The sequence below is a fragment of the Chitinophaga pendula genome (assembly GCF_020386615.1).
Classification (GTDB): domain Bacteria; phylum Bacteroidota; class Bacteroidia; order Chitinophagales; family Chitinophagaceae; genus Chitinophaga; species Chitinophaga pendula.
Genome location: NZ_CP077769.1, coordinates 6,244,809 through 6,263,875, shown reverse-complemented (window position 1 = coordinate 6,263,875; position 19,067 = coordinate 6,244,809). Strand labels below are relative to the sequence as shown.

Sequence of the window (19,067 nt, the reverse complement as noted above, 5' to 3'; positions counted from 1 at the left end):
ATAACTACGGCTATTTTTCGTAAGTTTATTGCAACTAAAGATTCATGAAAGCGAAGTTGCTGTTGGTCAAGATCTACTATTCATTCCCTATACAGTTGCTACTGTTGCATTTTCGCAAGTATCAGGTATTGCTGATATTCTGGTTGATCCTGTTTAGTACGATCAATGGTGGTTTTGCCAAAGTATTTGGTGGAGACGCGTTGTACCTGGACCCGGAATACCTGGGGAATGTAAACTTTTACAGTACAACGATATTAGGCATAGCTGCTGGTATCTTTACCATGAGCTGGCATATTACGACCTTTATCCTGCATACGGGCCGGTTTAAATTTCTTGCCACCACCACACAGCCGTTTTTCAAATACTGTTTGAACAATTCCATTATTCCGCTGGCATTTTTGCTATGTCTGTTATTCCGGGGATGGGAATATCAGCGTTACCAACAGCTAAGCAGCTTTCCCGAGATATTGCTGCTGGCGGAAGGTTTTGTTTGTGGATACCTTTTTGTGATCTTCTTTTCTTTCTTTTATTTTTTTAATGCGGATAAAAATATAGGACGGCGGCTGGAGCGGAAATTCGGTAATACCCGCAACTTCCTGAAGATGGTGCTGAAGCCGACACAGGAGCCGGATGAGAATGCATTGCCTGTCCACAACTACTTTAATACACCCTGGAAGGTACGGAGAGCAAGGAATGTGGACCACTATAACAAACATTACCTGGATAGTATTCTGAAGCAGCACCATTTTGCAGCGATGATCACGGTAGGGTTGGCGCTGGTATTCCTGGTTATACTGGCCTTTATGATGGACTATACGGTATTTCGTATACCGGCGGGCGCCAGTGTGATGTTGTTCTTTGCTTTTCTTATAGGCATTGCTGGTGCATATGCTTATGTGTTGCAGAGCTGGGCTATACCTATGTTGCTGGTGATCTTGTTTGCGCTGAACTGGATGGTGGAGCATGATTGGGTGGATAACCGTAATAAGGCGTATGGCCTAAGTTACCGGATGAAGAAGGAGCGGCCGGAATATAGTGCCAGTGCGCTACAGGACTTTTTTACCAAGGAACGGGCGGATAATGATACTGAGCAAACACGGAAGATATTGGAGAACTGGCGTTCTCATTTTCCGAAAGGAGAGAAGCCTATGCTGGTAGTGATGAATTTCAGTGGCGGGGGGTCGCGTGCCGCAACGTGGAGTATGAATGTTTTGCAGCGATTGGATAGTATGATGGCAGGCGACCTGATGAAACATACGGTTTTGATGACGGGTGCCTCCGGAGGTATGATGGGCGCTACTTATTTCAGGGAACTGTATTACCGCAAACAGCAAGGCGCTCCGATCCAACTGAATGATACTGCTTATACTGCCCGTATCTCAAAAGATCTGCTTAATTCTGTTTTCTCTGCAATGGCTGTGAATGACTTCATCATACCTTTCCGGACTTTTCGTATTGGTAACAATCATTACGCGAAGGATCGCGGATATGCATTTGAACGCCAGCTGAATACAAATACAGGGCACGTATTGGAGAGAACATTGCGGGAATATCAGCTACCCGAACAGCAAGCCTTGATACCAATGCTGGTATGGAATGCTACTATCAACGCTGATGGGCGTCGGTTGTTGATTTCCCCGCAGCCGGTGAGCTATTTATGTGCGCCGGAATATGAATTTCCGACCCGACCTATACGGGATGTGGATGGGGTGGATTTTGCGCAGTATTTTGCTGTGCAAGGAGCTATGGATCTGCGGGTGACGAGTGCTATCCGCATGTGTGCCACTTTCCCGTATGTACTTCCAAATGTATATTTGCCGAGTACGCCGATCGTAGATGTGATGGATGCAGGCATCCGGGATAACTTCGGTCAGCAGACATCCTTAAGATTTCTGTATACTTTCCGGGATTGGATCAATACGCATACTGCCGGCGTTATCTTTTTGCAGGTGAGAGATACACGTAAAAACGATATTGCTGCGATTAAAAAAACAAAAGGACTGAGCGATCTCATGTTCGAACCTTTGTTTACCATGCAACAGCATTGGAGTGCGATGCAGGACTTTAGTCAGGATCACCTGATTAACTACGTAGAAGGATATTTTCCTGATAAATTTCACCGGGTGATCCTGCAGTATGTGCCTCAGCAAGAAAGTAAAGCAGCTGCCCTAAGCTGGCATCTTACCAGCAGGGAAAAAGCAGACATTGCTATTGCATTGGAAAACCCTGCCAACACCAGTGCTTTCAACTATATTATGCAGTTAATGCGCGAAAAAAAGCGCTGATCAATTCGCCTGTAAAAATTCCAATAACGGAGTAATGAATGCCTGATAGGCTTCAATATGTGGCAGGTGGCCGACTCCTTCCAGCGGTACCAGTTTCGCATGTGTTATCTGCTGCGCTGTTTCTTTACCTAATGTTGGATAATCTCCCATTGTTTTACGGACGGCATCGGATACATTGGCCTTTCCCAAAGCGGTACGATCCCTTTGTCCGATGATCAGCAAGGTGGGAACTTTGATCTGACTGAATTCGTAGCACACAGGTTGTGTGAAGATCATGTCATAGGTGAGAGCGGCGTTCCAGGCTACCTGTGCATAGTCCGGGCCTACTGTCCATCCCGCCAGGAGTGTAGCCCATTTCTCAAATGCCGGCTTCCATTTTCCTGCATAATAATTGTCGAGTTGATATTGTTTGATCTTGGTATAGTCCTGTTGTAATTCGGAGGAATACCATTTGTCGACGGATTGATAGGGGACTTTAAGTTTCCAATCTTCGAGTCCTATAGGATTTTCTAGTATCAGGGCAGATACCAGCCCGGGGTACATCAAGGTGAACCTGGTAGCCAGCATACCACCCATAGAGTGTCCGAGAATAGCTGTTTTAGGCACTTTAAGGCTATCCAGCAAGGCCTTCGTCTGTTCAGCCAATAGCTGGAAGGTATATTGTAAGCGTGGTGGTTTAGAGGATTTACCGAAGCCGATCTGGTCTGGTATAATGACCCGGTATCCGGCCTGTGAGAGGTCGGCTGCTGTGCTGTCCCAATAAGCACCGCAAAAATTCTTGCCATGTAGCAGTAGTATGGTCTTCCCATTTGGCTGGGTCGGTTGTACGTCCATAAAAGCCATTTGCAGTTCCTGACCCTGGCTTTTGAGTGAGAAGAAGTGTACCGGATATGGATAGTTATAATCACTCAGTACAGCATCCATTGGGGTAATCTTCTGGGCGATGAGGGCGGTGTGGAGTAACAGTAAGATTAATAGTGCCAGTATATGGCGGTGCATCGTAGAACGGACTTTCATCGGGCAATGGCGATTGATGTGGTTTCCTGGCAGCAAATGTGATGCCTGAAAAGTATCCTGGATAATTAATCCGCTGATTTCCAGTCTATATTAGATGGCAAGTGGGGTAGGCGTCAAATGATTACATTTATTTAAAGCCTCTTTCCTTCAATCTCGGCTGGTTTTCGTACCTTTGCGCCTTCTTTTCGTAGTTGTTGGCCATGAAAAATTTAAAAGCTGACGACGAAATAGTTAAGCATATGAATATTCGTAATATCGCAATTATTGCGCACGTAGACCACGGTAAAACGACATTGGTTGATAAAATCCTTCATCAGGCGAACGTTTTCCGGGCTAACCAGGAGACCGGTGACCTGATCATGGATAGCAACGACCTGGAGAAGGAGCGTGGTATCACCATCTTTAGTAAGAACGCATCTGTGGAGTACAAGGGTACCAAGATCAATGTGATCGATACCCCAGGCCACGCCGACTTTGGTGGTGAGGTAGAGCGTGTATTGAAAATGGCGGACGGTGTGATCCTGCTGGTAGATGCTTTTGAAGGTCCGATGCCCCAGACACGTTTCGTGTTGCAAAAAGCATTGCAACTGCATCTGAAACCTATTGTGGTGATCAACAAGGTTGATAAACCTAACTGTCGCCCGGATGAGGTACATGATTCTGTATTCGAATTATTCTTTAACCTGGATGCTACTGAAGAGCAGCTGAACTTCCCTACCTTCTATGGTTCTGGTAAAAATGGCTGGTTCAACAGTTCCCTGACGCAAAGTGAAGATATTACTCCGCTGATGGATGGTATCCTGCAATATGTACCGGAGCCTAAAGTGAGCGAAGGTACTTTACAGCTGCAGATTACTTCACTGGATTATTCTTCTTTCCTCGGTCGTATTGCGGTAGGTAAAGTAACCCGTGGTGAGATCCGTGAGAACCAGCCGATTGCTTTGATGCAAGCAGATGGTTCTATCAAGAAGTCCCGCGTGAAAGAACTGTATGTATTTGAAGCGCTTGGTAAGAAGAGAGTAACGGAGGTAGTGGCCGGTGATATCTGTGCGGTAGTGGGTCTGGAAGATTTCAACATTGGTGATACCATTGCTGATGCGGAAAACCCGGAAGCACTGCCGATCATCAGTGTAGATGAGCCTACCATGAACATGCTGTTTGGTATCAACAACTCTCCGTTCTTTGGTAAAGATGGTAAGTTCGTGACTTCCCGTCACTTACGTGATCGTTTGGTGAAAGAGACGGAAAAGAACCTGGCTTTGCGTGTAGTTGACTCTGACAATGCGGATACTTTCCTCGTATACGGTCGTGGTATCCTTCACCTGGGTGTATTGATCGAAACAATGCGTCGTGAAGGTTATGAATTGACAGTAGGACAGCCGCAGGTATTGATAAAACATGTGGATGGTAAGAAATGTGAGCCATATGAGATATTAGTAGTAGATGTACCGCAGGAATTCGCCAGCAAAGTGATCGACCTGGTCACTCGTCGTAAGGGTGAGATGCTGATCATGGAGACTAAAGGTGAAATGCAACACCTGGAATTCGATATTCCTTCCCGTGGTCTGATCGGTTTGCGTACGCAAATGTTGACTGCTACTGCTGGTGAGGCAGTAATGGCGCACCGTTTCAGCGATTACAAACCCTGGAAAGGCCCGATCCCTGGTCGTAACAACGGTGTATTGATCGCGAAAGAAGCGGGTTCTACCACTGGTTATTCTCTGGACAAACTGCAGGATAGAGGTTCTTTCTTCGTAGATCCAGGAGAAGAGGTGTACAGAGGTATGATCATTGGTGAGAACAATAAACCGGGTGACCTGGTAGTAAATGCCAACGAGGGTAAGAAGCTGACCAACATGCGTGCGAGCGGAAGTGATGCGGCTACTAACATTGCTCCTAAGATCCTGATGACACTGGAAGAGTGTATGGAATATATCCAGCACGATGAGTGTATCGAGGTAACGCCTAACCACATCCGTATGCGTAAGACCATCCTGGATGAGGAAGAGCGTAAGAAATCTGCTAAGATGATGAAAGCAGAAGAGGTAAAATAGGTTTATAGCACTTCGTTATATGCAAGCCGGTCTGGGTCCCAGACCGGCTTGCTTTTTTGTCTTTAATAGCTGATCTCTACATATGCGGTAGGGGTGCCTTTTTTTTGCTGCCAGCGCCCGTGGCTGCTTTTCCTGACGGAAAGTGTGCCGTTTTTCCGGGTGTCAATTGCAAAGGGACGGGTGCTACCAGCTGCAGTGGGTAGGTATTCGTAGCTGATATAACAATCCTGGGACAACAGGATGTTATAGTTGCTCAGGTCTATATCGAACCAGCCATTGGAGATTGATTGTGTCAGTATGATGTTTTTGTCGATCAGCCGTTTGCCCGGCATGCCATTTTCTATCTGATAGAAATTGATGCGGAAGGTGAGTATATCCGGTTGTTGTAACTGGAGGAAAAGATGTGCGCTGTTGACCTGTCCTTCTTTCCCATTCATTTTTATGAGTTGGGCTACTTCGAAGATGTCGGAGGAGGAATTGGAGGTTGCGGGTATGCGGGAGCTCCCGGCGGGATCTTTTATGCCACTGGTATCCAGGTCAGGGTTCATGCTGATGGATACGGAAACCGTTTCTTCTTCTTTGGGATACAGGATGTATATGCCGGTACGGTTGATGATCATGTCACTCACGGGCACTTGTTGTATGAAATATCCTGGGCATGATAGCGTGATGGTATCGTGCAGGCAGGAGGAAGGGAGTTGTAGTGAAAATTCTCCTTCGGCATTGGAGATGGTACCCTGATCTTTTTGTGAGATACCGATGTTGGCGAAGGGGATATTACGTGGGCCAGGCTGGATGAGGGTGCCTTTGAGATGTAATTGGGCGATTGCGGGTAAGAGGCAGCAAGACAACAGTATTGTTAGTATTATTTTGACCCGGATAGATGGTGTCGATGGTAATATGGGAGATATATAGCACATGGGTGCAATGCTACGGGAAATTTAAGGAATAAGCGCACTGGGGGGTAGGGAAAAGTAGGGTAGTGGTGGGTATGGTCAAAAAAAATCCCCGCCCAGGAGAAGGCAGGGATGTAGGAATACTAACTAACCCAATGCTTAACTAAAACTAAACATATATAACTGTAACTAACTGTGTATGTCGTTTTAAGCTTCTTGTTGTTTTTCGGCTATTTTGGCTTTAATTTTCACTTCCACTTCGGTTGCCACTTCAGGATTGTCGGTGAGGAGTTGTTTTACTGCATCACGGCCTTGTCCTAATTTATTGCCTTCATAGCTGAACCAGCTGCCACTCTTTTGAATGACGCCGTATTCTACGCCCATATCTATCAGTTCGCCTGTTTTGGAGATACCATATCCGAAGATGATATCGAATTCGGCTTGACGGAATGGGGGCGCTACTTTATTCTTTACTATTTTAACTTTTACGCGGTTACCTACTGCTTCGTCACCGTCTTTGATCTGTGTCATACGGCGGATGTCGAGGCGAACGGATGCGTAGAATTTGAGTGCATTACCGCCGGTGGTTGTTTCGGGGTTACCGAACATTACGCCGATCTTTTCACGTAGCTGGTTGATGAATATGCAGCAACAGTTTGTTTTGGCGATGGTAGCGGTCAGTTTACGCAGGGCCTGGGACATGAGGCGTGCCTGTAAGCCCATTTTGCTTTCGCCCATTTCACCTTCCAGTTCACCTTTAGGTACCAGGGCAGCTACGGAGTCTATCACGACTACATCTACTGCTCCGGAGAGGATCAGGCGATCGGCGATTTCCAGGGCCTGTTCACCATGATCGGGTTGGGAGATCAGGAGGGAGTCTACATCTACTCCTAATCTTTGTGCGTAGCTGCTATCGAAGGCATGCTCCGCATCTATTATTGCGCAGATGCCGCCTTTTTTCTGTGCTTCTGCGATTGTATGAATGGCTATTGTCGTTTTACCGGAAGATTCTGGTCCATATATTTCAATGATCCTGCCTTTGGGAAGGCCTCCGATACCCAGCGCTATATCCAGGCCCAGAGAGCCGGTGGATATTACTTCCATTGCATCTGCTGCTTTCTCTCCCATCATCATCACAGATCCCTTTCCGAAATCTTTCTCGATCTTGTCCATGGTGAGACGCAGTGCTTTGAGTTTGTCAGTATTAGCTGTAGACATAGTAGTTAGTTTTATAAATTTAACGGTGTGCTAAGTTATGATGTAATTTTTTATTTTCCTAAAAATTTTAGCATTGTTTCTATTTTGCTAAAACCTGTAGTATTTGACCCGGAATCGATTTTTGTGGTTTAGTCCCTTCATTCCCGATGACAATACAAAGATCAGGTGCCATTGCGCACTGAATATGCGCAGGGTTATTTGTCCGGAAAAAATCTAAAAAAGCCGCTGTTATCCTATGATGGCATAGGCTATCAGCTGGGAGACGATGCCTACTATAAAGCCTGCATTTACTTCCGGGCGGGTGTGTGCGTGCAGGATGAGGCGGGCGGTACCGACCATGCCTGCTACGAAAAAGGTAATGATCAATGGGAAGGTAACATTCATATGCATGCCCCACATCAGGGAGAGCAGGAAGCCGATGACGCCGCCCCAGCCGATGGTATGCATACTGATCTTCAGGTATATATTAGCGATAAAGGACGCGATGATGGCGATGAAGGTACCGAGGAAAAATGCGTTAAAGAACGGAGGGGCTATGCCCTGGCGTTTGAATGTGTAGAAAGCCCAGAAGTAGAAGATCACGGTGCCGACATAGGGGATAATCCGGTCGCGTTGGGACTGCAGGTAGATAGAGCTTACAAAGCCCAATTGGCGGGAGAGTAATACTACTAGCAGGGGGAATACCAGGCTGATGCTGATGACGCGGAAATAGAGGGTATCGAAGGGGAGCCGTATACTTTCCTGTTTGAAGGTCACGAAGTATTCGGGCATTGCCTGTAATACGAGGAAGGTCACTATAGTAGGAATGAACAGGGGGTGCAGTACGTAGGAGATCACCTGAGCGACTGTTCTTATGGAAGCAGGGAACGAGGGTGTTTCTTCAGAAGGAGGTACGATGTGCATTGCTGGTCTTTCCATGTAAGTTTCCGGATTAATTGATGCCCGCAAAGATCGGATATTTTCAGTATTGCTGTCCGGGGGAAAGAAAATATAACGGGGAGGATATGATATGAAAAAAGGGTACTGAAGCGGCAGGCGGCAGTACCCTTAAAAAAAGATCAAAGTTCTTTTCGGAGGCGGGCTACAGGGATGTTGAGTTGTTCCCGGTATTTTGCCACGGTGCGCCGGGCGATATTGTAGCCTTTGTCCTGCAGCATTTTGGTAAGGTGTTCGTCGCTGAGCGGTTTACGTTTGTTTTCGGACTCGATCAGGTCGGACAGTATTTTTTTCACTTCTCTGGTGGATACTTCTTCACCGCTGTCGGTGGAGAGTGATTCAGAGAAGAAAAATTTCAGTTTGAAGGTACCGAACTCTGTTTGTACGTATTTGCTGTTGGCTACGCGGGAGACGGTGGAGATATCCAGTTGGGTGATGTCTGCAATGTCTTTGAGGATCATTGGTTTCATCGTGGTTTCGTCGCCTGTTGTGAAGAAGTCGTGTTGATAGCCCATGATGGATTGCATGGTGGACAGCAAGGTATGTTGCCGTTGTTTGATGGCGTCGATGAACCATTTGGCGGCATCGATCTTTTGCTTGATAAAGAGGACGGCTTCTTTCTGGCGTTTATCTTTTTTATCACCGCGATCGTATTCGCGGAGCATTTCTTTGTAGCCTTCTGAGATGCGGAGGTCGGGGGCATTTTTGGAATTGAGTGTGAGTTCCAGTTTGCCGTTATTATTGAAAATAAAGAAGTCTGGTACGACGTAGCTTTCTGCTTTATTGAGGGTAGCGTAATTGCCACCTGGTTTGGGATTGAGGCGTATGATCTGACCGATCGCGTCTTTTAATCCTTCGTCATTGAGGCCCAGGGCTTTTTGAATTTTCTCGTAGTGTTTTTTGGTGAATTCGTCGAAGTAGTTTTCCAGGATGTGGGTGGCTGTTTGCACGCCCGGGTCGTCCTGATCTCTTCGTTTCAGTTGCAGCAGGAGGCATTCTCTCAGGTCGGTGCAGCATACGCCGGGGGGATCGAATTCCTGTATCCTTTTGATCAGGGTTTTGATTTCTTCCTCGTCGGTGCTGACATTCTGGGAGAAGGAAAGGTCATCTACGATGGCACTTACTTCGCGGCGGAGGTATCCATCGTCGTCGATGCTACCGATTATTTGTTGTGCGATGCGGGCCTGACGGTCTTCCAGTTCCAGCATGCCCAGTTGGCCCAGCAGGTGTTCGTGGAAGGATGTTTCTACTCTTACGGGGATGGTTTTGTTTTCGTCCGGGTCGGGATAGTTATCATCCCGCAGGCGATAGTCAGCGATATCGTCGTCGCCTTCGCTTACATATTCTGAGATATCGATATTATCGTATTCATTTTCGCTGCCATCGGGATCGAAGTCGTCTTCTCCTTCTTCTGCCGTATTAAAATCTTCTGCAGCGTCATTATTATTATTGAAATCTTCTTCCTGCGTATCTTCTTCTCCATATTCGAGCGCAGGATTTTCTTCCAGCTCTTCTTTGATGCGTTCATCCAGATTAGCTGTAGGGACCTGCAGCAGTTTCATCAGTTGAATCTGCTGAGGCGACAATTTCTGCAATAATTTCTGCTGTTGTGTCTGCTTTAACATAATCTTACGTCCCTAACAGGGCAAAATTAATACAATAGTTTAAGTATGGCTCGTCTTTTGTGGACGAAAAGATACTCATAATATTTCAGTAAAATCCGGTGTAATTTCTTGTCGGAAGACAACAGTGCTTCACTCAAAGGTCACAGGTCAAAAGTCCAAATCCAGGGCTAATTGGTCAGGAAGCAGGCGGAATGATTTTCTGTGATATGGCGTATCTCCATGTTGCCGGATTGCGTTACGGTGCTGGATGGTGGGATATCCCTTGTTAACCTGCCAGCCGAAATGCGGATATTCCTCGTGGAGTTGTGACATATGTTCGTCCCGGTATGTTTTGGCCAGTATGGACGCTGCGGCGATACTGGCATATTTCCCATCTCCCTTTATGATACAGGCATGTGGCACATTAGCGTATGGTGTGAAGCGGTTCCCATCTATCAGGATAAATCCCGGTTGTTGGGTCAACTTTTCCAATGCGAGGTGCATGGCCCTGAAAGAGGCTTTAAGGATATTGATCCGGTCTATTTCTTCATTGTCCACGCTGGCTACCGCATAACAAATAGCTTCTTTCTCAATTACATAGCGTAGTGTGTCTCTTTCTGCTGCTTTGAGTTGTTTGGAATCATTCAGTAACGGATGACGGAACCGGTGGGGCAGTATGACGGCAGCGGCGTATACCGGGCCGGCCAAACAACCTCTTCCGGCTTCATCGCAGCCGGCTTCCACAAGTTCTTGTTGATGATATGATAACAGCAAAGCAGAAAAATTAATCCCGGTAAAAATACGATTTTAGCTGAACCCTGAACTTTAAAAAATCGGATGTACAATAAAAAATGGCTGAATAGTATCATCGTATAACCGAAACAGTCATGCTGCCGCGCTGTATTGATTTATTTAAACAGTTCTTTGAAATCTTGTTTAAATTCTGTCCATTCGCTATCGGATTTTTTCATAAAGGTGTTCAGGTCTTTTTTGGTGTTTTCCCAGGCATCCTGGCTACTGTTTTTCACCTCTTCCATTTTTTTGTCTATATCGTTTCTCATGGCTTCCAGCTTTTTGCGGGCTTTTTCGCTTTTGGCGGAGCCTTCTTTTTTCAGTTCTGCTATTCTCACATCGATATCCTGTTTGCGTTGGGCCAGATCGTCCTGCAATTGTTTTTTCTCTTCGGACAGGTAGTCGCCGGCATCTTTTGCGGTTTCTTTGATGCTATCGCCTACTTTCTCCACGCCTTCTTTCATCTCTTCCTTTTTTTCTGCTTGTTTAGGAGTTTCCTGGCAGGCAAAGAATGCAGTTGCGGCAAATAATAAAAAGGCTTTTTTCATATACTGATGTTTTAAAAATTGAATAGCTCTATGTTAGTTTCCTCCATGAGAAGGTGAAAGTTCCCCTTACAAAAGGTGTTCCATTTTTTTAGATGAGGCTTAAGATGTTGTTATGAAAGGTTATAGGGAGATTTATTATTTGTAATATGATAGCTTTCCTCAAAATGTGGCGCCGTCGTTCCCTTCCAGGCGTGGGGTTTTCTGAAAAAATAGTAGGTTTGACCCTCTTTTAAAACAAAATCTTTAACTGACATTTTATGAAGAAAAAAGTATTGGTCCTGCTCTTGCTGCTGGCAGTAAAATTTGCCAAAGCAGACGAGGGTATGTGGCTACCCTATCTGCTGGGACAACAGGTCTATAATGACATGGTAAAAAAAGGTCTGAAGCTCTCCAAAGAACAGTTGTATAGTATCAATAAAGCGTCTATCAAAGATGCGATCATCATTTTTGGAGGTGGTTGTACCGGTGAGATTGTGAGTAGCCAGGGGCTGATATTTACTAACCACCACTGTGGATATGAGGCGATTGCGGATGCGAGCTCTGTGGAACATAACTATCTGAAGGATGGTTTTTATGCGAAGAGCAAGGATCAGGAGATACCTTCGAAGAAATTGTCTGTACAGTTCCTGGTGCGTGTGGAGGATGTGACGAAAGAGGTAGAGGAGGGATTGAAGGGGTTGAATGGACAAGAGCGTATACAAAAGCAGCAGTCAGTAACTGGTGCGATCGTGGCGAAGGCGACGGAAGGTACTGGTTATGAGGCAAGAGTGCTGCCTATGTTCCGTGGTAACCAGTATTTATTGTTTGTATATGAGCGTTATAAGGATATCCGGTTGGTAGGTACGCCTCCGGAGAGTGTGGGAAAATATGGCGGCGATACGGATAACTGGGAATGGCCCCGTCATACTGGTGATTTCTCCGTGTTCCGTGTGTATGCTTCCAAGGATGGAAAACCTGCTGAGTATTCACCTGAGAATGTTCCTTTGAAGCCTAAACATTTCCTGCCTGTTTCTATCAAGGGGGTAAAGGAGAATGATTATGCGATGATCTTTGGTTATCCCGGAGGGACTAACCGTTATGAGAGTTCTTTTGGTGTGGCTTTGAAGACCGCTGTGGAGAATCCTTCGCTGGTAAACCTGCGTGATGTGCGGTTGAAGGCGATGTTTGAGCAGATGAAGAATAATCCTGCGGTGAAGTTGAAACTGGCTTCATCTTATGCCTCTATTGCGAACTACTGGAAGTTTTTTGACGGTGAGAGCAAGCAGCTGTTGAAATACCATGTATTAGAGCAGAAGAAAACGCAGGAAGCAGCTTTTGAGAAATGGGCTGCCGGTAAGCCGGAGTATGCGAATATTTTCTCTGAGTATGACAAGATCTATAAGAGCTGGGCTCCTTATGCGAAACACCGTATGTATATGAACGAAGGGGTGCTGGGATCGCCAGTAGCCGGTTTTGCTGCGAGCCTGCAGGCGGTAGAAAGGGCGCTGGTGCAGCCGAACACACCTGCTGATGCGGTGAAAAAGGCAGTAGAGGCGGCTGATAAGGCACGTACTGCGTTCCTGGAAGAGGAAGATAAAGCCAGTGACCAGAAGATATTGGCGGCTACCTGTAAGATGTTCTATACAGACATTCCGAAAGATCAGCATCCGATTGGGTTTTATGATGGTCTGAAGGCTAAGTTCGGTGCGTTGGATGATGACAATAGTTATCGTTTGTGGGCTGCGGCTTTGATGTCTAATACGATCATCTTTAATGAAGCGAAGTGGAAGGAGTTTGTGGCGAAACCTGATGCAGTGACGCTGCAGACGGATCCTGCTTTTGCTTATGCCAGTGCTTTTATCAAAAATTATGCAGGTAAGTACCAGCCATTGGCGTTGCAGTTCGGGCTGAAGAATGCGGATCTGGGTCGTTTGTATATGAAAGGTATTATGGAGATGGAGCCGAACAAGCAGATGTATCCGGATGCCAATTTCTCTATGCGTCTGAGCTATGGCCAGGTGAAATCTTATGCTCCCCGGGATGCGGTATCTTATGATTATGTGTGTACGATGAAGGGAGTGCTGGAAAAATATCAACCAGGAGATTATGAGTTTGATCTGCCTGCGAACTATGTGGATCTTTACAACAAGAAAGATTTTGGTCAGTATAAAGATCCGAAGCGTAATGATGTAGTAGTGACATTTATTACTACGAATGATATTACGGGCGGCAACTCCGGTTCTCCGGTGTTGAATGCGAATGGTGAGTTGATCGGTTTGGCATTTGACGGTAACTATGAGGCATTGAGCCACAAGATACAGTTTGACCAGGTGTATAATCGTACGATCTGTGTAGATGTGCGTTATGTATTATGGTGTATTGAGAAGCTGGGCGGTGCGAAGAACATTATTGACGAATTGAAGTTGGTGAAGCAGTAACTGTAATGTTTAATTTATAGGAGGTATCCCCTGCGTGATTCATGCGGGGGATATTTTTTTACCACAATTTTCAATTTGGTAACGTCTACGCAGATATGCTGCGTGATGCCTTCGTTACTTTGTGCCGTCATCAGAAAAGAACGGCAACAACCGTCGAAAAGGCAGGCTGGATAAAGGGTCGGGAAGATTTATCTATCTGGTGTGTAAAAAATATTTTTATGAATAACCATATTGATTTGTTGTTAAACGGAAAAATAGTCATAACTTTGCATCCGCTTTTCAAATGATGTTATCAAATACTGCCTGTCCCGGTAAGTGCAGTGATGAAGTTAACCTTGGAGAAACAGTGATTTAATAATAAGAACCCCAGAAAATCAAAAAATTATGATTTACAGGACAATTATCTCAACCGTTATTACGGTTGCGGTCTGCTGGCTATCTGCCTGTCAGACTAATCAGCAGGCGCGTCAAACAGCGCATGTATTACCTACTATTGTGCAATCCGCCACTGCTGGTGCTTATGTAACGATCAAAGGGCATGGTTTCAGTGCGAATGCGGCTGATATCAAGGTGACCTTTGGTAATGTAGAAGCTACGATCATCAGCGCGTCTGCGACGCAGTTGCTGGTGAAAGTGCCTGCCATCGGTAAAGGTACCGTTCGTGTAACTGTGACAGTTAATGATCAGGTATCTGATGTAGCATTGTTTAATTGCACTGCCGTACCGGCATTGGCATATTCTGCGGCCTTCTAGCGGGTAAGGGCATATGAATAGTATACCCATTACTACGGGCCTACGAGGAGGAGTTGCTTTCAATAGGAAAGACCAAGCAGTGATGACATAATGGTCGCATGCCTAGCATCGATCTATCCGGGATATGTTGTACTCCTTGTTACCTTTTATTGTTTGTATACTCCTCCTTTTCCTTTTTATGCATTGCTACTTTTTTCAGGATGCATTGCTCACTTTCTTTCGCTATACGATGATTACTTCCTAGTATGCATCGATGACTGCTTCCATGTTTTATGCATTGATTACTTCTTTTAGCTGCTCGTCTTTGTTGCGTAGATCGATGCCGCCTTCCAGTATAGATTTCAGGTTAGTCATGTAAAATGTCCAGCCATTGGAGCAATCCAGGTGTAGGTTATGTTCCGGTTGTTCGTGAAAGGGGATCTCTTCCTGTGTTAATTCCAATATATATTTTCCCTGTTCATGCCGGATCTGTATGGTTACGATCCCTGCCTTCCCGAATGAAAAACGCAAACGATCCTTTCCATTCATTTCAAGTATAGTGCCTTGTTCTGTTATTTCATCGGGGTGTCCATACCAGCGCCAGAGGTAGGTATCGCCTATTTGTACGGGCAGGTGCGGTTTACGTTGTTGTCCATCCTGTTGTATGAATCTTGCCTGCCGGAGGAACCATTTTTCCAGTTGTGCCGGTATGATAAATGCATCGTAGATAGCTTTGGGGGCAGCTTCTATTGCTATACGCCTCGTGAATCGACTCCATGATTGTGTATGCATAATTGTCGGGTATTAGTAGTTACTTTTATGGCGGCGAATATGTTATGTGTAGTGTATGGCTCTTGATAGGAAGCTTTATATAAAGGTACATATGTTTGGAGGATGCTGTGGACCGAAATTGTTAAATAATCATTGACTTGTAAAGTATGTACAAGGAATTTCGACCCTCTGTGTTATTGCAGCGATATGTGGATGCGTATTGGGTATCGGCTCATGCCGGGGCTACGGTCAGGGCGTTGCGGATATTGCCGGACAGCTGTGCGGATATCATTTTCCATACTGGTGGAGGGATGCTGGCGGGGGATGGGCTGGTGATCGGTACGATGACCGTATACAATGATGTGATTGCTTTGCCAGGTGCTGCCTTACTGGGAATACGGTTCAAGCCGGGCGGGTTATCGGCTTATTGCCGGTTGCCGATGGCGGCTTTGACGGATCAGCGTTATACGTTGCGGGATTTGTCTTTGCGGCAGTTTTATATGTTGCAGGAGCGGTTAGCGGGCCTCACTGACCTGGCGTTGCAGCTTCGTTGTGTGGAGGAGTGGTTGTTGGCTTATTTGCCGGATGTGCATCCCGATACGCAGCGGGTATGGGCGGCTTTATCTGCGCTGCGGGCTGCGGAGGGGAAATGTACGATACCTACGCTGGCGCAGGCTGTATATATGAGTCCCCGTAGTTTTGAGCGGGTGTTCCTACGGGAGGTGGGGGTGAGTGCGAAGGAGATGGGAGGGATCTTTCGTTTCCTGGCGGCGAAGCGGTTGTTGAAAGATCCTGCTGGGGGTACTTTACTGGAGATTGCACTGGCTGCCGGTTATTATGATCATGCTCATTTTACGAAGGCATTCCGGCGATATGCGGGACAGTCGCCCAGTGAGCGGCGTTGAGGATTGTCGTTTTTTTACAAACGGTTCCGAGGCCAGGTTGTTTAACTTTGTCCGTATACAAAAACGAATATTATGAAGCAGCAGCTGACCTTAATTACCCTGGGTGTGCATGACCTGGCGCGGGCGAAAGCTTTTTATGAAGCATTGGGCTGGACCTGTTCTTCTGCCAGCCAGGAGCAGATTATCTTTTTTCAATTGAATAATGGTGTGGGGCTGGCGCTGTACCCCTGGGAACTGCTGGCCGAGGATGTGACGATCCCTGCGGCGGGTGAAGGGTTTCGTGGGGTGACGCTGGCTTATAATGGGGTGGATAAGGCGGAGGTGGACCAGGTACTGGCTACGGCAGCTGCAGCAGGTGCTACTATTGTGAAGCCTGCGCAGGATGTATTCTGGGGTGGTTACAGTGGGTATTTCCGTGATCCGGAAGGGCATTTATTTGAAGTGGCTTATAATCCTCATCTTATTCCGGATGCGAACGGCCAGGTACGGTTTCCGTAACCAGGTGCTATGGTAAAGAGATGCGATGGTAACCGGTGTTACCATGGGCAGGTGCTATGGTAGACTAGCGATATTTAAGGTGATAAAAGACGGTAAAAAGACAGGGCCTGAAGTAACGACTTCAGGCCCTGTCTTTTTATTGATATGTGTGTTTATTGCCAGTTATTTATATGTGTTTTTATTGCCGGGTGGGGTCTACTGGTTTTTCCTGCATGCCGAACATTAGTATGATCTTGCCGCTATCGTAGAGGTTGAGTGTCTGATCGGCAACATCGAAGCGATAGGTGTGGCTATCGAGGAGGCGGAGGAAGGCGCTTTCTCTTTCGTTGGCTTCCTGTTCGATACAAGCTTTGCGGGTGCTGACCACCTGCTGGAATGTGATGGTTGTATCGGAGCTTTCGTAGGCGCCTGAGAGGAGGTTGCAGCCGCCGTTGCCATGGATCTTCATGTTGTTTGGATCGAATTCGATCCACATATCTGAAGGAGCGGTGAGGGTTTTACCATTCAGTTGGATGAGGGCCCATCTTCTGGCGGCGATAAAGCGCCAGGGATTGGTCCGGTCTCCATCGGGTACGGGTGCCGGAGTGGCGGTGGTGGCCGGTGTTTTTTCCAGGACTTTGACCAGTTTGTACCGGAGTGCGGATGCATCTGCCGGTGGGTTATCGACTTTGGTGACGGCGACACGCAGTTTATAGGTGTATCCCGGTTCGAAGTCGAAACCTTCGATGCTATCGTAGAACAGTGTCCAGGTGGAATCTTGTTCGTGCCGGACCTGCATACATTCCATCGGGCCTACGCCGGTGCAGGGTACTTTGTTCTCTTTGATGAGTAAGGTTTCCTGCAGGCCTTTGCCTGAGTTGCAGGTGTTGGCGAGGAGTACTGTTGCCAGTGCGATGGCGAGCTTTGTGATCATAAGGGGCTGGTTTTATGTGGTGATCCGGATCTGCTACCTTAGTCCCTGCACTCGATGTTGGTGAATGGCGTCTGGTTGAATTTTAGCTGTTCGTCTTTTTCTGTATATACGGGTAGTCCTTCTTTATCTAGGTTGGACGGGATGGCTTCCAGCCATTTATCGCCCTCTTTTTTGAATACGACCTTTCTTTTGCTGGTGACGCCTTCACTCATGAATTCATATTCTGCACGCAAGATATTATTCTTTATAACACCATCGAAGGTGCCTTTGTTACTATCTTTTTCGTAGCGGAGGTAGCTGAGTTTACCGGTTGCATGTTCGTTGTCGACGGCCAGTGACAAAAGAGCGGTGTCTTTGCCTTCAATTTGCCTGTAGCACTGCTGCAGGGGGATACCTGGTGGTGGTGGTGCCTGAGCGGAGGTGTCATTATGTGCGGTACTGTCTGTTGTATTGCTGCCATTCTGTTGGGTGTTCCCGGATTGGCAGGCAGCAGCGGCGATGGCCAGGCTGAAAAGCGGAATAATCATTTTGCGTGTCATGTTTCCTATGTACCAAAAAACCTGCCAAGGATAGGTGTTATCGCGAGGAAGGAGGTTGTCAGATGCGTTTGATCCGTTGCAGTATTTCGAGGTAGTATTCGAGTTTGCCCGGGGCTTCGATTTCTACTACTTTGACATCGTTGGCGGCGAGCATATCCAGTTTGAATTTAGAGTCGGCTACGAGGGTGGAGGGGATGTAGTAGTAGAGGGTATTATTGACGGGGATGGTGTTGCGTTGGAATTTTTGCCGGGCGCGATAGGTGAGCAGCCACCAGAGGTCTGTTTCGACGAAGTCGAGGGAGAGGCCGAAGATGTGGATGTCGTGTGTAAAGAAGAAATCGAGCCAGGAGTCGCCGTTGAGCTGTTCGTGTTGGAGGCGTCTGATGAGGGGAAGTTTGGGTGCTTTGGCGCTGGAGTAGGTGGTGCCGGAGACTACGTAGTTGCGCATTTGCTGGAGCTGGCCGCCATAGTGTTCGAACCCGAGATTGATGCTCATGGGGTTATTGCAATCGCCATGGATATGCCAGAAGTAGGTAGGGCCTACTTTATACCGGCGGAATATGCTGTAGAAACGTTCGGTGATGAGGCTGTTGTGATGGGCAGGGATTTTTCCTTCTAGGGTGAATTCGTAGTTGGTGGTGAGGATATGTGCTGGTTCGAGTGCGCGGATGCGTGCGTGTATCTCATTTTCGCGGATGGCGCCAGTTTTCTCTGCGATGAAGGCTTTCAGCGCCGGTTCTTTCAGTTGGTTGAGGCGGATACCGGTGAGGAATATTTCTTCATACAGTAGTGGAAACGGTTTTTTAGGATCGAGTTCGACGCGTTCGCGGGTGTGGGAGAAGTCGAGTATGTCGAGCAGCAGGTCTTTCCAGCTTTGGCCGGGAGACAGGTTATTGATATCGTTTCCGATCAGTAGAACAGGGTGTCGCATAGGATATGTTT

17 protein-coding genes are annotated in these 19,067 nt (G+C 46.8%); 6 read left to right on the top strand and 11 right to left on the bottom strand.

The genetic code is table 11. The features are described from left to right. Positions 1-44: 44 nt before the first annotated feature. Positions 45-2,285, top strand: a complete 2,241-nt coding sequence (locus tag KTO58_RS23400; protein ID WP_095837075.1) for a patatin-like phospholipase family protein — start codon at positions 45-47, stop codon at positions 2,283-2,285. Here the strand turns inward: KTO58_RS23400 and KTO58_RS23395 are convergent, their stop codons facing one another. Further along, the gene (locus tag KTO58_RS23395) at positions 2,286-3,302 is read right to left on the bottom strand and encodes an alpha/beta fold hydrolase (RefSeq protein ID WP_225859887.1); all 1,017 of its coding nucleotides are present in this window, start codon (positions 3,300-3,302) and stop codon (positions 2,286-2,288) included. A gap of 239 nt (positions 3,303-3,541) precedes the next feature. Here KTO58_RS23395 and typA point away from each other — a divergent pair, with 239 nt between their 5' ends. Beyond that, entirely contained in the window at positions 3,542-5,356 is a 1,815-nt protein-coding gene (gene typA, locus KTO58_RS23390; protein WP_095841428.1) for a translational GTPase TypA, read from the top strand. 62 nt (positions 5,357-5,418) lie between these two features. On the opposite strand, the gene KTO58_RS23385 is transcribed toward typA, so the two are convergent. The 6 genes from KTO58_RS23385 to KTO58_RS23360 form a co-directional block, all read right to left on the bottom strand. After that, positions 5,419-6,276 carry a peptidase associated/transthyretin-like domain-containing protein gene (locus tag KTO58_RS23385; protein WP_095837076.1) on the bottom strand — a complete coding sequence of 286 codons (858 nt, stop codon included), beginning with the start codon at positions 6,274-6,276 and terminating at the stop codon, positions 5,419-5,421. 183 nt (positions 6,277-6,459) lie between these two features. Beyond that, positions 6,460-7,470 carry a recombinase RecA gene (gene recA, locus KTO58_RS23380; protein WP_095837077.1) on the bottom strand — a complete coding sequence of 337 codons (1,011 nt, stop codon included), beginning with the start codon at positions 7,468-7,470 and terminating at the stop codon, positions 6,460-6,462. 228 nt (positions 7,471-7,698) lie between these two features. Further along, positions 7,699-8,388, bottom strand: coding sequence for a hypothetical protein (locus tag KTO58_RS23375; protein ID WP_095837078.1), 690 nt, complete (start codon positions 8,386-8,388; stop codon positions 7,699-7,701). Between the two features lie 140 nt (positions 8,389-8,528). After that, entirely contained in the window at positions 8,529-10,031 is a 1,503-nt protein-coding gene (rpoN, locus tag KTO58_RS23370) for an RNA polymerase factor sigma-54 (RefSeq protein WP_095837079.1), read from the bottom strand. A gap of 147 nt (positions 10,032-10,178) precedes the next feature. Next, positions 10,179-10,784 (bottom strand): ribonuclease HII, encoded by a 606-nt coding sequence (rnhB, locus tag KTO58_RS23365; RefSeq protein WP_095837080.1) that lies wholly within the window; start codon positions 10,782-10,784, stop codon positions 10,179-10,181. 134 nt (positions 10,785-10,918) lie between these two features. After that, a complete protein-coding gene (locus tag KTO58_RS23360; RefSeq protein ID WP_095837081.1) occupies positions 10,919-11,350 on the bottom strand; it encodes a hypothetical protein in 432 nt (143 codons plus the stop codon). Between the two features lie 257 nt (positions 11,351-11,607). Between KTO58_RS23360 and KTO58_RS23355 the strand changes: the two genes are divergently transcribed. After that, positions 11,608-13,767 (top strand): S46 family peptidase, encoded by a 2,160-nt coding sequence (locus KTO58_RS23355; protein WP_095837082.1) that lies wholly within the window; start codon positions 11,608-11,610, stop codon positions 13,765-13,767. Positions 13,768-14,151: 384 nt separating this feature from the next. Further along, positions 14,152-14,520, top strand: a complete 369-nt coding sequence (locus KTO58_RS23350; protein WP_095837084.1) for an IPT/TIG domain-containing protein — start codon at positions 14,152-14,154, stop codon at positions 14,518-14,520. 270 nt (positions 14,521-14,790) lie between these two features. Here KTO58_RS23350 and KTO58_RS23345 read toward each other — a convergent pair whose 3' ends face one another. Continuing rightward, positions 14,791-15,291 (bottom strand): SRPBCC family protein, encoded by a 501-nt coding sequence (locus KTO58_RS23345; protein WP_095837085.1) that lies wholly within the window; start codon positions 15,289-15,291, stop codon positions 14,791-14,793. 146 nt (positions 15,292-15,437) lie between these two features. On the opposite strand from KTO58_RS23345, the gene KTO58_RS23340 reads away from it, so the two are divergent. Then, entirely contained in the window at positions 15,438-16,175 is a 738-nt protein-coding gene (locus KTO58_RS23340; protein WP_095837086.1) for a helix-turn-helix domain-containing protein, read from the top strand. Between the two features lie 72 nt (positions 16,176-16,247). Then, on the top strand, positions 16,248-16,673 hold the full coding sequence (locus tag KTO58_RS23335; RefSeq protein WP_095837087.1) for a VOC family protein: 426 nt from the start codon (positions 16,248-16,250) through the stop codon (positions 16,671-16,673). A 178-nt stretch (positions 16,674-16,851) separates the two neighbouring features. On the opposite strand, the gene KTO58_RS23330 is transcribed toward KTO58_RS23335, so the two are convergent. The 3 genes from KTO58_RS23330 to KTO58_RS23320 are packed head-to-tail and all read right to left on the bottom strand — an operon-like array spanning position 16,852 to position 19,056. Then, positions 16,852-17,586: a DUF4377 domain-containing protein gene (locus KTO58_RS23330; protein WP_095837088.1), complete on the bottom strand. Its 735-nt coding sequence runs from the start codon at positions 17,584-17,586 to the stop codon at positions 16,852-16,854. Between the two features lie 38 nt (positions 17,587-17,624). Then, a complete protein-coding gene (locus KTO58_RS23325; RefSeq protein WP_095837089.1) occupies positions 17,625-18,125 on the bottom strand; it encodes a hypothetical protein in 501 nt (166 codons plus the stop codon). Positions 18,126-18,183: 58 nt separating this feature from the next. Then, positions 18,184-19,056 carry a hypothetical protein gene (locus KTO58_RS23320; RefSeq protein ID WP_095837090.1) on the bottom strand — a complete coding sequence of 291 codons (873 nt, stop codon included), beginning with the start codon at positions 19,054-19,056 and terminating at the stop codon, positions 18,184-18,186. Between the last annotated feature and the right edge of the window lie 11 nt (positions 19,057-19,067).

Coding starts and splice junctions, on each gene's coding strand:
- KTO58_RS23400 (WP_095837075.1), top strand. CDS start 45: ATGAAAGCGAAGTTGCTGTTGGTCAAGATCTACTATTCATTCCCTATA.
- KTO58_RS23395 (WP_225859887.1), bottom strand. CDS start 3,302: ATGAAAGTCCGTTCTACGATGCACCGCCATATACTGGCACTATTAATC.
- typA (WP_095841428.1), top strand. CDS start 3,542: ATGAATATTCGTAATATCGCAATTATTGCGCACGTAGACCACGGTAAA.
- KTO58_RS23385 (WP_095837076.1), bottom strand. CDS start 6,276: ATGTGCTATATATCTCCCATATTACCATCGACACCATCTATCCGGGTC.
- recA (WP_095837077.1), bottom strand. CDS start 7,470: ATGTCTACAGCTAATACTGACAAACTCAAAGCACTGCGTCTCACCATG.
- KTO58_RS23375 (WP_095837078.1), bottom strand. CDS start 8,388: ATGGAAAGACCAGCAATGCACATCGTACCTCCTTCTGAAGAAACACCC.
- rpoN (WP_095837079.1), bottom strand. CDS start 10,031: ATGTTAAAGCAGACACAACAGCAGAAATTATTGCAGAAATTGTCGCCT.
- KTO58_RS23360 (WP_095837081.1), bottom strand. CDS start 11,350: ATGAAAAAAGCCTTTTTATTATTTGCCGCAACTGCATTCTTTGCCTGC.
- KTO58_RS23355 (WP_095837082.1), top strand. CDS start 11,608: ATGAAGAAAAAAGTATTGGTCCTGCTCTTGCTGCTGGCAGTAAAATTT.
- KTO58_RS23350 (WP_095837084.1), top strand. CDS start 14,152: ATGATTTACAGGACAATTATCTCAACCGTTATTACGGTTGCGGTCTGC.
- KTO58_RS23345 (WP_095837085.1), bottom strand. CDS start 15,291: ATGCATACACAATCATGGAGTCGATTCACGAGGCGTATAGCAATAGAA.
- KTO58_RS23340 (WP_095837086.1), top strand. CDS start 15,438: ATGTACAAGGAATTTCGACCCTCTGTGTTATTGCAGCGATATGTGGAT.
- KTO58_RS23335 (WP_095837087.1), top strand. CDS start 16,248: ATGAAGCAGCAGCTGACCTTAATTACCCTGGGTGTGCATGACCTGGCG.
- KTO58_RS23330 (WP_095837088.1), bottom strand. CDS start 17,586: ATGATCACAAAGCTCGCCATCGCACTGGCAACAGTACTCCTCGCCAAC.
- KTO58_RS23325 (WP_095837089.1), bottom strand. CDS start 18,125: ATGACACGCAAAATGATTATTCCGCTTTTCAGCCTGGCCATCGCCGCT.
- KTO58_RS23320 (WP_095837090.1), bottom strand. CDS start 19,056: ATGCGACACCCTGTTCTACTGATCGGAAACGATATCAATAACCTGTCT.